The organism is Streptococcus sp. zg-86 (assembly GCF_017639855.1).
GTDB classification, from domain to species: domain Bacteria; phylum Bacillota; class Bacilli; order Lactobacillales; family Streptococcaceae; genus Streptococcus; species Streptococcus zhangguiae.
This window is the reverse complement of record NZ_CP072115.1, coordinates 1,870,562-1,883,418: the sequence shown is the minus strand read 5'-3', so window position 1 is coordinate 1,883,418 and position 12,857 is coordinate 1,870,562. Positions and strand designations below refer to the sequence as shown.

12 protein-coding genes and 1 tRNA gene are annotated in these 12,857 nt (G+C 41.2%); 10 read left to right on the top strand and 3 right to left on the bottom strand.

Translation table 11 applies throughout. The features are described 5' to 3' along the window. The first annotated feature begins 747 nt into the window (after window positions 1-747). From pbp2a to J5M87_RS08775, 6 genes are all read left to right on the top strand, one after another. Window positions 748-2,931 carry a penicillin-binding protein PBP2A gene (gene pbp2a / locus J5M87_RS08800; RefSeq protein WP_154607492.1) on the top strand — a complete coding sequence of 728 codons (2,184 nt, stop codon included), beginning with the start codon at window positions 748-750 and terminating at the stop codon, window positions 2,929-2,931. 48 nt (window positions 2,932-2,979) lie between these two features. Beyond that, the gene (gene rpmG, locus J5M87_RS08795) at window positions 2,980-3,132 is read left to right on the top strand and encodes a 50S ribosomal protein L33 (protein WP_075104965.1); all 153 of its coding nucleotides are present in this window, start codon (window positions 2,980-2,982) and stop codon (window positions 3,130-3,132) included. A gap of 9 nt (window positions 3,133-3,141) precedes the next feature. Beyond that, complete coding sequence (gene secE, locus J5M87_RS08790; RefSeq protein ID WP_160463113.1) at window positions 3,142-3,318, top strand: preprotein translocase subunit SecE; 177 nt, start codon at window positions 3,142-3,144, stop codon at window positions 3,316-3,318. An 86-nt stretch (window positions 3,319-3,404) separates the two neighbouring features. After that, complete coding sequence (gene nusG, locus J5M87_RS08785; protein WP_075104967.1) at window positions 3,405-3,944, top strand: transcription termination/antitermination protein NusG; 540 nt, start codon at window positions 3,405-3,407, stop codon at window positions 3,942-3,944. A 214-nt stretch (window positions 3,945-4,158) separates the two neighbouring features. Beyond that, window positions 4,159-4,437 (top strand): DUF4298 domain-containing protein, encoded by a 279-nt coding sequence (locus tag J5M87_RS08780; RefSeq protein WP_181351434.1) that lies wholly within the window; start codon window positions 4,159-4,161, stop codon window positions 4,435-4,437. Window positions 4,438-5,073: 636 nt separating this feature from the next. Further along, complete coding sequence (locus J5M87_RS08775) at window positions 5,074-5,223, top strand: hypothetical protein (RefSeq protein ID WP_230082336.1); 150 nt, start codon at window positions 5,074-5,076, stop codon at window positions 5,221-5,223. 151 nt (window positions 5,224-5,374) lie between these two features. On the opposite strand, the gene J5M87_RS08770 is transcribed toward J5M87_RS08775, so the two are convergent. Continuing rightward, window positions 5,375-5,445: transfer RNA gene (locus J5M87_RS08770), tRNA-Cys, on the bottom strand. A gap of 240 nt (window positions 5,446-5,685) precedes the next feature. On the opposite strand from J5M87_RS08770, the gene rpsB reads away from it, so the two are divergent. Next, window positions 5,686-6,468 carry a 30S ribosomal protein S2 gene (rpsB, locus tag J5M87_RS08765; RefSeq protein ID WP_067086819.1) on the top strand — a complete coding sequence of 261 codons (783 nt, stop codon included), beginning with the start codon at window positions 5,686-5,688 and terminating at the stop codon, window positions 6,466-6,468. A gap of 82 nt (window positions 6,469-6,550) precedes the next feature. After that, on the top strand, window positions 6,551-7,591 hold the full coding sequence (tsf, locus tag J5M87_RS08760; RefSeq protein ID WP_154607490.1) for a translation elongation factor Ts: 1,041 nt from the start codon (window positions 6,551-6,553) through the stop codon (window positions 7,589-7,591). A gap of 44 nt (window positions 7,592-7,635) precedes the next feature. On the opposite strand, the gene J5M87_RS08755 is transcribed toward tsf, so the two are convergent. Then, window positions 7,636-8,352 carry a GNAT family acetyltransferase gene (locus J5M87_RS08755; RefSeq protein ID WP_154607489.1) on the bottom strand — a complete coding sequence of 239 codons (717 nt, stop codon included), beginning with the start codon at window positions 8,350-8,352 and terminating at the stop codon, window positions 7,636-7,638. Window position 8,353: 1 nt separating this feature from the next. Continuing rightward, window positions 8,354-8,704 carry a conjugal transfer protein TraF gene (traF, locus tag J5M87_RS08750; RefSeq protein WP_154607488.1) on the bottom strand — a complete coding sequence of 117 codons (351 nt, stop codon included), beginning with the start codon at window positions 8,702-8,704 and terminating at the stop codon, window positions 8,354-8,356. A gap of 215 nt (window positions 8,705-8,919) precedes the next feature. Between traF and J5M87_RS08745 the strand changes: the two genes are divergently transcribed. Both J5M87_RS08745 and J5M87_RS08740 read left to right on the top strand, forming a co-directional pair. Then, complete coding sequence (locus J5M87_RS08745) at window positions 8,920-9,378, top strand: CtsR family transcriptional regulator (protein WP_154607487.1); 459 nt, start codon at window positions 8,920-8,922, stop codon at window positions 9,376-9,378. Between the two features lies 1 nt (window position 9,379). Further along, window positions 9,380-11,830 (top strand): ATP-dependent Clp protease ATP-binding subunit, encoded by a 2,451-nt coding sequence (locus J5M87_RS08740; protein ID WP_154607486.1) that lies wholly within the window; start codon window positions 9,380-9,382, stop codon window positions 11,828-11,830. Window positions 11,831-12,857 lie beyond the last annotated feature (1,027 nt).

Below are 12,857 nucleotides of genomic sequence, written 5' to 3'. Positions count from 1 at the left end.
AGCTATGTAAAAAAGAGACGCAGATGTTCCAACTTTAGTTGGTTACAGCTGAGGCTCCCTTTAGTGGGGACGCAGATGTTCCAACTTTAGTTGGTTACAGCTGAGGCTCCCTTTAGGGATAAGTCTTCCTAGCTCCAAAGGTATAGTATACCTTTGGCTCTTCGTCTGACTTTCTATTTTCACTTTGTGCTTTATACGTCCTTGTATCTTGCGGAACTGAACACGGGCTAAAAGCTCGGAAAAAAGATAAATGCTCCTAGAAGCTTCCGCTTCTTCGTCGTATTTCCTATTTTTCATTCGCTTTTTTAACGCCCTCGTATCTTATGAATAGGACACGGCCAGGAGCTGCAGATAGAACTGGCATTCATCAATACTCTATAAAAATCAAAATCTGACTAGCTTCCACAATTGAGAATTGTGGAAGACTGGAAATAGAACGAGCACAGCTCGCCCCTTTGAACCACTAGTTCGGACTAATGGTAGCTGAGGATTATTGCATAATCCTTATTTCCAACCTTCAACAGTCCACAGGACTGTTGAAGCAAGGTGAGTTAACGACGTCAGATTTTGATTTTTGACGAGTAAAAGCGACTTAACGATGTCCTAACCTTTATTCCATTCACTATACTATTTCCACTATAATTATGGACTTGTTCCTCTTCCAAAGCTGGTTTTAAAGGTTTTATCAGGCTGAATGATGTAAAATGTAGTATAATGGTACAAAATTATGTAGAAGGAGAGAGTATCATGGACGAATACGATGTGAGAGAAGATCAGGATCGGCTTACAGAAGGTCACCAGATGCGCCGCAGTCGCCGCAAAATGACAGAGGGTGAAGCAAAACCAAAGAAAATATCCCACATTCCCGAACCGATCCGTCGGTTTTGGCGCCGCTATCAGCTAACGAAGATTTTTTTGATTATCCTTGGACTGCTCGTCTTAACAGTGGGAGGTTATTTGTTTTTCCTAGCAAAAACGGCGAATGTTGGCGACTTGCAGGCTGCTTTAAAAGCGACAACTGTCATTTATGATAAGGATGGCAATGAAGCAGGTGCCTTGTCTGGTCAAAAAGGGACCTATATAGAGCTAGATGCCATTAGTCCGAATTTGCAACAGGCTGTTGTTGCGACTGAAGACCGCACCTTTTATAAAAATTCAGGTATCAACTATAAGCGAACTCTTCTTGCGGTATTGACCCTTGGAAAATCTGGTGGTGGCTCAACCATTACTCAGCAGCTGGCCAAAAATGCCTTTCTTACCCAAGACCAGACCATTAGTCGAAAGGCACGCGAGTATTTCCTTGCTCTTGAGATTAACAAAAAGTATAGCAAGGAAGAAATTCTCACCATGTACCTAAATAATGCTTATTTTGGGAATGGTGTCTGGGGCGTTGAAGATGCTAGCCAGAAATACTTTGGGACATCAGCCAGTCAACTAACAGTAGAACAAGCAGCAACTATTGCCGGGATGTTAAAAGGCCCTGAGATTTACAATCCTTACTATTCGATTGAATATGCCACTAACAGGAGAAATACCGTCCTTCAAGCGATGGTTGATGCGGGTTATCTTGATCAAGCGACTGCTGATACTGACGCGCAGATTGATATTAGCAGCCAATTACATGACACCTATGGAGGCAGGCAGAGCAATTATAGCTACCCTTCTTATTTCGATGCGGTTGTGGCAGAAGCCATTAACCAGTATGGTTTAAAAGAGAGCGATATTATCAACAATGGCTATCGGATTTATACAGAGTTAGACCAAAATTCGCAGGCCAGCATGCAGCTGATTTACAATGATGAAAGCCTCTTTCCAAGTTCAGCCTATGATGGATCGTATGCGCAATCTGCAAGTGTTGCTATGGATCCGAAAACGGGTGGCGTTCGTGCCTTAGTGGGACGGGTAAATAGCTCAGAGGATGTAGCCTTTCGTCAGTTTAACTTTGCGACCCAATCAGAGCGAAGTCCGGGTTCTGTGATTAAGCCGCTGGTTGCCTACACTCCTGCTGTGGTAGCTGGCTGGTCCATTGACAAGGAGTTAGATAATCATACAGAAACCTATGGCACCTATACCTTGCATAATTTTGATCATTCTACATCAGAGACGATTCCGATGTACCAGGCGCTTGCTATGTCTTATAATCTGCCAGCTGTAGCAGCTGTTAATGCATTAGGGCTTGACAAGGCCTTTGAGTATGGGAAAAAATTTGGTCTCAATATGGATAAGGTCGATCCTGTTTTGGGAGTGGCTATCGGAAGTGGAGTATCGACCAACCCCCTTGAGATGGCTCAAGCCTATTCTACTTTTGCCAATGGTGGGGTTATGAAAGATGCTCACTTGATTACCCGTATTGAAACGGCTAGTGGAAAGGTATTGGTTCAACACAAAGAATCAAGCAAACGTGTTATTGACCAATCCGTAGCAGACAAAATGACCTCCATGATGCTAGGGACCTTTACCAATGGAACAGGAGCTAGTGCAGCCGTTTATGACTATACTATGGCTGGTAAAACAGGAACAACGGAAACAAGCTTTCATCCGGACTTAATCAATGATCAGTGGGTGATTGGCTACACTCCCGACCTTGTGATCAGTCAATGGATTGGATTTGAAAAGACCGATGAACAACACTACATTGATGGCAATAATTTCTGGATGGCTGCCAACGTCTTTCAAACAGTAGCGGCTTCTCTCTTGCCAAATACAGCAGGGACGGACTTCACAGTTGAAAACGCCTATGTTCAAAATGGTATTGTTTCTTCAAGCCAGTCAAATCCCCTGTCAACTATTGGGAATTACCAAGAACAGATCAATGATATCAAAAATAAAGCCCAAGACTTGCTGGAGCAAACCAAGCAAGAAATCGTGGATGCACAACTGCCAGAACGGGCAAAGACTCTCTGGGATAACCTAAAGAGTTGGTTTGAGTAGTTGCCAAATCAAAGAAAACATGATAGAATAGCAAAGATGGAGGGCTTTATGGCACTGAAAAAAGCAAGCCTAGCGTGTGCAGTCTGTGGATCGCGTAATTATTCAATCAAACTCTCTAGCAATCCTAAGCCGACACGATTAGAAGTAAATAAATATTGTAAACATTGTGGTCAATATACGGTCCACAAGGAAACCAGATAGGAGACTGTTGTGAAATTTTTAAAAGATATTGTCCGGATTTTAAAAGATACGACTTGGCCAACAAAAAGACAGAGCTGGAAAGATTTTATGTCAGTGATTCAGTATACCGCCTTTTTCGTAGCAATTATTTACCTATTTGACCTTGTCTTATCTCGAGGGATTATCAGCCTCATCAATCTTTTCTAGAAAATGCTTGCAAGACGAAAATTGCCATGCTATAATGAAGAAAAGGGAAAGCCTTCGGGCTTTTTTATTATGAAAGGAAGCGAGCTATGTTAGATAGTTTTGATAAAGGCTGGTTTGTACTTCAAACCTATTCAGGATATGAGAATAAGGTCAAAGAAAACCTTCTTCAACGAGCGCATACCTATAATATGCTTGAAAATATCCTTCGTGTGGAAATCCCTACTCAGACTGTCCAAGTGGAAAAAAATGGGGAAGTCAAAGAAGTAGAAGAAAATCGTTTCCCAGGGTATGTCTTGGTCGAAATGGTCATGACAGATGAAGCCTGGTTTGTTGTGCGGAATACACCAAACGTTACAGGATTTGTCGGGTCACATGGGAATCGTTCAAAACCAACACCACTTTTGGAAGAAGAAATTCGCCAAATTCTAGTGTCTATGGGACAAACCGTTCAAGAATTTGACATTGATGTCAAGGTGGGGGATACGGTTCGAATCATCGACGGAGCCTTTACGGACTATACAGGAAAAATTACTGAAATTGACAATAATAAGGTAAAAATGGTCATTTCTATGTTCGGAAATGATACGATTGCCGAAGTGAATTTGAGCCAAATCGCAGAATTGTAAGCTGGATAAGAACAGAGGGAATGCGTGTCAAGCACCAGTTCTCTCTTTTGTTTTATTTTGGAAATATCGGTCTGAAGACTGATTTCATTTGGACTAAAAGAAGCTATACTGTATTCAATCCTAAATATTTTTCATAATCTCCTTAAAACACTAGCAAATCCGCTAGTGTTTTTGCTATACTGAAACTATGAATGATATCAAAAAGATCCAAGAAATGGAAGAAATCTTAAACCAAGCAGAAACAGTATTGACAAATGTGGAGCAGTCTTTAGAGATATTTGAGCAGTTTCAACCTAGCTTAGCTAGCTTATTTGCCTATTATGAAAGCAAGGAATGGATGCGTCACTATCAAATGGATGAGGCAGAACAACTCCCAAAAGATATGGCGCGTGGTGTATTGTCAGAAGATGCTGTCTATAATACCATAGCTCGTCATCGTGAGCTGATGAAGAAGATGAAAGAGCTAGGAAATAAAGATCATTCCTCTATATAGAGAAAAGGGAAAATCTCTATCTTAGGACAGATGTGTTTCAACCTTGCTTAGTTTATGCTATATTCAAACTTAAAATTTTTCATAATCTCCTGTACCAGTCTATCCGCTGGTTTTTTGTACTACAGATATGGTTTGCGATGCTTAATCAACAAATTTATAGTGAATTGAATAAAGGTTAGGACATCGTTAAGTCGCTTTTACTCGTCAAAAATCAAAGTCTGACGTCGTTAACTCACCTTGCTTCAACAGTCCTGAGGACTGTTGAAGGTTGGAAATAAGGATTATGCAATGATCCTCAGCTACCATTAGTCCGAACTAGTGGTTCAAAGGGGCGAGCTGTGCTCGTTCTATTTCCAGCCTTCCACAATTCTCAATTGCAAGGGGCGAGCTGCACTCGTTCTATTTCCAGCCTTCCACAATTCTCAGTTGTGGAAGCTAGTCAGATTTTGATTTTTATAGAGTATTGATGAACGTCAGTTCTATCTGCAACTTCTTACCTTGTCCTATTCCTTTCTCAATCCACCATAGTATCTTTGATTGAAATGTTAGTGGTATTCTTATTGTTCCTGTTCTGTTATTCTTGCCTGTTCTAAATGTCAGCAGAAAAAAAGAAATAAAGTAGATGAGGGGATTATTTTGGTTGATACGGAGCTTGTTCGTGAGCACGAACGTTCTAAGATTATCAATAAAACTGTTAAGCTACCAAGCTGGCTTGTTGAACTAGGAAAAGAAAACAAGGTCAATTTTAGTCAGCTATTGCAAAAAGCAATCCGGAAGGAATTGTAGGTATAGCGGTGAAATTCTCCTGAGTATCACAGAAGGATTTTTTGCCCCATTTGCTCACTAACTTTGTTAAGTTTAACCGAATAAGAAAATCAAAAAAGCCCGATTTTACGGGCTTTTCACTTGGTTAAATCCTGCTAAATCAGGTACTAAAAGGCGGTAGACGGATTTGAACCGACGATCAAGCTTTTGCAGAGCCGTGCCTTACCACTTGGCTATACCGCCATAACAAATAATATTCTACCGAAAAAAAGACGATTGGTCAAGTGGGAAATGGTCTATATTTGCATTTATTCTCATTAGAAGCAACAAATCCCTTGCCAAATTACTAGAAATTTGGTAAGATAATAGAGTTGCAAAAAGCAATAAATACTCATCTCAAATCCATTGTGGGCCTGTTGCCGTAAGGTTGGACTGCAAGTTGACGTTTGAGAGAGGAGAATAAACAAAAAGGAGACATTACTCATGGCAGTAATTTCAATGAAACAACTTCTTGAGGCTGGTGTTCACTTTGGTCACCAAACTCGTCGCTGGAACCCTAAGATGGCAAAATACATCTTTACAGAGCGTAACGGTATCCACGTTATCGACCTTCAACAAACTGTAAAATTAGCTGATCAAGCATACGATTTTATCCGTGATGCAGCAGCAAACGATGCAGTTATCTTGTTCGTTGGTACGAAAAAACAAGCTGCAGAAGCAGTGAAAGACGAAGCTATCCGTTCTGGTCAATACTTCATCAACCACCGTTGGTTGGGTGGAACTCTTACAAACTGGGGAACAATTCAAAAACGTATCGCTCGTTTGAAAGAAATCAACCGTATGGAAGAAGAAGGAACATTTGACGTTCTTCCTAAGAAAGAAGTAGCATTGTTGAATAAACAACGTGCTCGTCTTGAAAAATTCTTGGGTGGTATTGCAGATATGCCACGTATTCCAGATGTTATGTTCGTTGTTGACCCGCATAAAGAGCAAATCGCTGTTAAAGAAGCGAAAAAATTGGGTATCCCAGTTGTTGCGATGGTTGACACAAACACTGACCCAGATGATATCGATGTTATCATCCCAGCAAACGATGATGCAATCCGCGCTGTTAAATTGATCACTGCGAAAATGGCTGATGCAATTATCGAAGGTCGTCAAGGTGAAGATAGCGTTGAATCAGTAGAAGCAGAATTGGCAGCTACTGAAACCGAAGCAACATCTATCGAAGAAATCGTTGAAGTTGTAGAAGGCGACAACAATTAATAAATCGTAAAACATCCTAAGGGGCGGGGCTCAGCCCTCCCCTTTTTTCTAAATATAATAAACTAAAATAGGAGATCGAATAATGGCAGAAATTACAGCTAAGCTTGTAAAAGAATTGCGTGAAAAATCTGGTGCTGGTGTCATGGACGCGAAGAAAGCCCTTGTTGAAGTAGATGGTGACATCGAAAAAGCAATTGAGTTGCTTCGTGAAAAGGGAATGGCAAAAGCAGCTAAGAAAGCTGATCGTGTAGCAGCAGAAGGTTTGACTGGTGTTTACGTAGATGGAAATGTAGCAGCAGTTGTTGAGGTCAACGCTGAAACTGACTTCGTTGCGAAAAATGCTCAATTCGTTGAATTGGTAAACGAAACAGCTAAAGTAATCGCAGAAGGCAAACCAGCTAACAACGAAGAAGCACTTGCACTTACAATGCCTTCAGGTGAAACGCTTGAAGCAGCTTACGTAAATGCAACTGCGACAATCGGAGAAAAAATCTCATTCCGTCGTTTTGCCTTGATTGAAAAAACAGATGCGCAAGCATTTGGTGCGTACCAACACAATGGTGGGCGCATCGGAGTTATCTCTGTCATCGAAGGTGGCGATGAAACACTTGCAAAACAAGTATCAATGCACATCGCTGCGATGAAACCAACTGTTCTTTCATACAAAGAATTGGATGAGCAATTCGTGAAAGATGAATTGGCACAATTGAACCACAAAATTGAACAAGACAATGAAAGCCGTGCAATGGTTGGTAAACCAGCCCTTCCATTCTTGAAATATGGATCAAAAGCACAATTGTCTGACGATGTAATTGCTCAAGCAGAAGAAGACATCAAAGCAGAACTTGCTGCTGAAGGCAAACCAGAAAAAATCTGGGATAAAATCCTTCCAGGTAAAATGGATCGCTTTATGCTTGACAATACAAAAGTTGACCAAGCATACACACTCCTTGCACAAGTTTACATCATGGATGATAGCAAGACAGTTGAAGCCTACCTTGACTCAGTAAACGCTAGCGTTGTAACATTTGCTCGTTTCGAAGTGGGTGAAGGAATTGAAAAAGCAGCGAACGACTTTGAATCAGAAGTTGCTGCTACAATGGCTGCGGCTCTTGGTAAATAAGGATAGATAAAAAGGGAAACGAATGTTTTTCCCTTTTTTAGTGTTTATCGTAGGATATAAGTATCCCAATGTTCATCTGTGACATCTGTAAAGAGTGATTTAAGTGTCATTGCACAGGGATCCACATCATCTGCTTCAAAGGTAATGGAGCTATATTGCTGAAAGAGGTAGGGAATCAGTTGATTGAGAAAGGGTTGGAGGCAGTCTGTGCTTTTTCCCCAAAGATAGGCAATTTCATTTCCGTCAAGAAAAGCGAGACAAGTGATATCGTCTTTTTCAATGTGATAGTAAACAGTGGAAGGAAGTTCCTTGAAAAACTCGTCTTTCTCTCCTGTAAATGGACTGATTGCCTTATGCCTTTCCTGATAATGATTCAGCAATAGATTGCAACAACGATAATAGATGTTTTCCGTTTGTTCTGCCATTTGAAATTGAATGGGGGCAGGATTTCCAAGGTAATCTTGCACACTAACTTCCATTTCATAGCATTTCCGCAAGCATGTAAAACCTCCTGCCTCTAAAAAAGCGATGAGGGTCTGGTCTGCAGAATCAAGCATGACCTGCAAAGGGCGCTTGGTATGCTGGAGAATGGCTTGGAAAAGTGAAGGAGCAAGGCTTATATCGTACTGCTTCAACTGAAAATTTAGATAAATATTTTGGTTGTGATACGGATTTTCCTTGAAATGGATTGTGCCAATCGATTGATTTTTGTGGTAGAGGGTTACAGAATCGGTCTGAAACTGGAATTGTAAAGCTGTCATATTAGCCTGCTAAAAAGTGATGGATTTCTTCTTCCGTCATGGAACTGTCACAGCGAACCTGAACACCTGTTGCACCTGAATATAAGAGGGCTGGAACCGTAACGGCTTGGTAGCGCTGACGAAGTTCTTGGAGTTGTGGGTCAGGATTAGAGCTGTCGATAAAATAGACGGTTAATCCAGCAGCTTGTGCAACGCTATGGAGTTTTGGTACAAAGCGTTGGCAATAAGGGCAGGTCGCACGCCCCAAAAAGAGAATGGCTTGTTCTTCCTGCGTGAGTAAACGTTCAGCTTCTTCGATAGAAATTGCTGTAAAATCTTGTACGAGTTCTTGAAATGAATTGGTAAACATCATAACTCCTTTCTATACCTTAGTATAGGAAAAATGAGGAAGAAAGGCAAGAGATAAAGAAGTACAGTTCAATCTGTTAGCAAAAAAAGGGAAGCGATGCTCCCTAAGATGTTGCAATCTACATCCCTTGAACAAACAGAACAGCGTGGCTTTTGCTTTTCAAAGTTTGTGATTTACGATATAATAGTCAAAGATAGTCAGAGAAAGAGGTGGATTCTATGGCGATGAAAAATACATCTGATTATATTGAAGAGCATATCAAGGCGATTTTAGAACAGGTAAGTGTAGCAGAGTTGCGTAGGAGTGAATTGGCCAGTCGGTTTGAAGTCGTACCAAGTCAGATTAATTATGTGATTAAGACACGGTTTACGGCTAGTCGTGGCTATATCGTCGAAAGTAAGCGTGGTGGCGGTGGCTACATCCGCATTGGTCGTGTCACCTTCTCAGACAAGCATGAGTTAGTGCGCGATTTACTACATAATATGGGGAAAGAAGTATCTGGGACCGTTTTTGCGGACATTTTACAGCTCTTATTTGATGAGCAGTTGATGACGGAGCGAGAAGGCAATCTCTTGTTGTCAATTGGTAGTGATGAAGTGCTAGGAACAGATGCAGCTGCTATTCGTGCAAGGATGCTACGACAACTATTACGACGATTGGATAGGAAAGAGGATTAGGATGAGATTTTCAAAAGGATTACAACGCGCCTATGAGGATGCACAGTTCATTGGACAACGCTACATGTGTAACTATTTAGAAACCTGGCATTTATTATTGGCTTTTGTCATCAATCCAGATACAATTGCGGGAGCTGTTTTGGCAGAATACCCAGCGGATATTGCAGATTATGAGCAGGCGACTCGCTTGGTAACAGAGCGTAGCTATCGTGAAGAATTAGAAGATTTTACGGTATTGCAAACCTCAAAGCGTTTGGATGAGGTAGCGCGGTTTGCTAAAAAGATTGCGGAAGTTGTAAAGGCTAAGCAAGTGGGAACAGAGCATATCTTTCTAGCAATGTTGCTTGATAAACGGTCAGTTGCTTCACAAATTTTGGATAAGGCCGGTTTTCATTTTGAAGATTCGGAGAATAAGGTTCGCTTTATTGACTTACGGAAGAATTTGGAAGCTAAGGCTGGATTTTCAAAGGAAGATTTAAAAGCCATTCGTAGTATGATGAAAAGTGGTCGTGCTAATCGTCCAACTATGGCCAATATGATGGGCATGCCGCCAGCACCGCAGACGGGTGGTTTAGAAGACTATACACGAGATTTGACTTCCTTAGCTCGTGCAGGACAGATCGAGCCAGTAATTGGTCGGGAGTCAGAAATTTCTCGAATGATTCAGGTTCTATCTCGTAAGACCAAGAATAATCCTGTCTTAGTAGGAGATGCAGGTGTTGGGAAAACAGCCTTGGCATTGGGGTTGGCACAGCGAGTGGCAGATGGAGCAGTGCCAGCTAGTCTAAGTAAGATGCGGGTCTTGGAATTGGACTTGATGAATGTCATTGCAGGAACGCGGTTTCGTGGCGATTTTGAGGAGCGGATGAACAATATCATCAACGATATTGAAGAAGATGGGAATGTTATCCTCTTTATTGATGAGCTACATACGATTATGGGGTCAGGTAGCGGAATTGATTCGACCTTAGATGCAGCCAATATCCTAAAACCAGCTCTTGCACGGGGAACCTTGCGAACAGTTGGTGCAACGACCCAAGATGAATACCAAAAGCATATTGAAAAAGATGCAGCCCTGTCTCGTCGATTTGCGAAGGTGACAGTAGATGAACCAAGTGTGGCAGATAGTATTGCTATTTTACAAGGTTTAAAACAGGCTTATGAACGCCACCATAACATTCAGATTACAGAGGAAGCTGTTCGTACGGCTGTGCTGTTTGCTAAACGGTATCTGACCAGCAAAAATTTGCCAGACTCAGCGATTGATTTACTTGATGAAGCAAGTGCAACGGTGCAAAATCAGCAAAAAGTTAGTGGCAAACAGTCTGAATTGTCTGCGGCTGATCAGGCATTGATGGATGGAAAACACAAGACAGTCAGTCAACTGTTAGTTAAGGAATTGGAGGAAGAAAACCGAGAAATACTGGGAGATGCCCAAGTGACAGAAGAAGATGTCTTGTTAACCCTTAGTCGCTTATCTGGTATTCCAGTTGCAAAGTTGAGCCAGACAGATGTGAAAAAATATTTGAATTTAGAAGCTGAATTGCACAAGCGTGTGATTGGCCAAGATGCTGCTATTTCTGCAGTTAGTCGGGCGATTCGACGCAATCAATCTGGTATTCGGACAGGCAAGCGCCCTATTGGTTCCTTTATGTTCTTAGGACCTACGGGGGTCGGAAAAACAGAGTTGGCAAAGGCTTTGGCTGAAGTATTATTCGACGACGAATCGGCTCTCATTCGTTTTGATATGAGTGAGTATATGGAAAAATTTGCGGCTAGTCGCTTAAATGGTGCTCCTCCTGGTTATGTTGGCTATGAAGAAGGCGGTGAGCTAACCGAAAAAGTCCGCAACAAACCTTATGCCGTTCTGTTATTTGATGAGGTTGAAAAAGCACATCCAGACACCTTTAATCTTTTGCTGCAGGTATTAGATGATGGTGTCTTGACAGATAGTAAGGGACGAAAGGTTGATTTTTCGAATACCCTCATCATTATGACATCTAACCTTGGGGCAACAGCTTTGCGTGATGATAAGACAGTTGGTTTTGGTGCACTTGATTTGTCTCAGAGTCAAGAGCACGTTGAAAAACGTATTTTTGAAGAGTTGAAAAAAGCGTACCGACCAGAATTTATCAACCGAATTGATGAGAAGATTGTCTTCCATAGTCTGAGTGATCACGATATGCAAGAAGTGGTGAAAGTGATGATTCGGCCCCTTCAAGCAGTTATGGATGAAAAAGGTATTCAGTTCAAGATACAGCCTTCTGCATTGAAATTACTAGCAAAAGAAGGTTATGATAGAGAAATGGGCGCGCGACCACTCCGTCGTGTTATCCAAAAGAAAGTCGAAGATCCATTAGCAGAAATGCTGCTACGTGGGGAATTACAGAGTGGCAGTACACTAAAAATTGGTGTAAAAGCTGGCGAATTAAAATTCGATAGTAGTCGATAAGACAACATAAGCGGTTGGGTTCTTTAATCCCAATCGCTTATTTTTATGCTGATACAGTAGTTGTAGGCCTTGTCAAAGGCAGATTTTATTGTGTTATTTTATTTTATAAAATCTGATGTAGAAGGTAGACTTATTGTCTAGTGAGATCCACTCTTGCTGAAAAATACCTATCTAGCTTCTAAGTGACGTCTTTCTCTATTGAAAACCTGTCGATTGACTACTAAGTCAGTCGTTTTTCAGTAACATTATTTGAAACTAGCTTTTAGGGAGTTCATCTTTTCATGAAACGTTCAGGACTAATTGCTAGTGAGGCTTTTTCTTATCAAAAATCTCTTTTCTCGCTTTCAAGTCTTGTGTTTTCTGATGAAAAAAGGCTTCCGCACGGTTTAGTGAGGGGGTCTCACGTAAAAAACAGCTTGTCTAGGTTTCAAGTAGGAGTTATTCACAACATATAGTGAATTGAATAAAGGTTAGGTCATCGTTCAGTCGCTTTGCTTCAACAGTCCAGCGGACTGTTGAAGGTTGGAAATAGGGATTATGAAATAATCCTCTGCTAACATTAGTCCAGTGGACTGTTGAAGGTTGGAAATAGGGCTTATGGAGTAATCCTCAATTAACGCCAGTTCTATCTATAGCTTCTTGCCTTCTCAATCCACTATACTATTTAGGAACAGCTCTTAGGCAGTCTATCTTGTAATCAATAATTATATCATCTTATTTTTAGAGAATAAATGAAAAGCTGGACGTGAGTCCAGCGCAGCTTGAAGAAAAAGTCTTTTTATTGCCACCATCCTCATGTGCTTTCGGACATCAGCGACTTCCTTCGGAGTAAAATAATCCAGTGGATTATTTTAGCCCGAGCCCAGAAACAAAGGAGCGAGGATAATCGATTTAAACGAAATCACGACTTCTGTCTCACTCCCACTTTTAGCACAGATGAGGTGCGGTATTGTGCTCGCTACGCTCGCAAATTTTCTAACCTTAAAACTACAGAAAATGAAATATCATTGTAATGTTTTTCTGAATT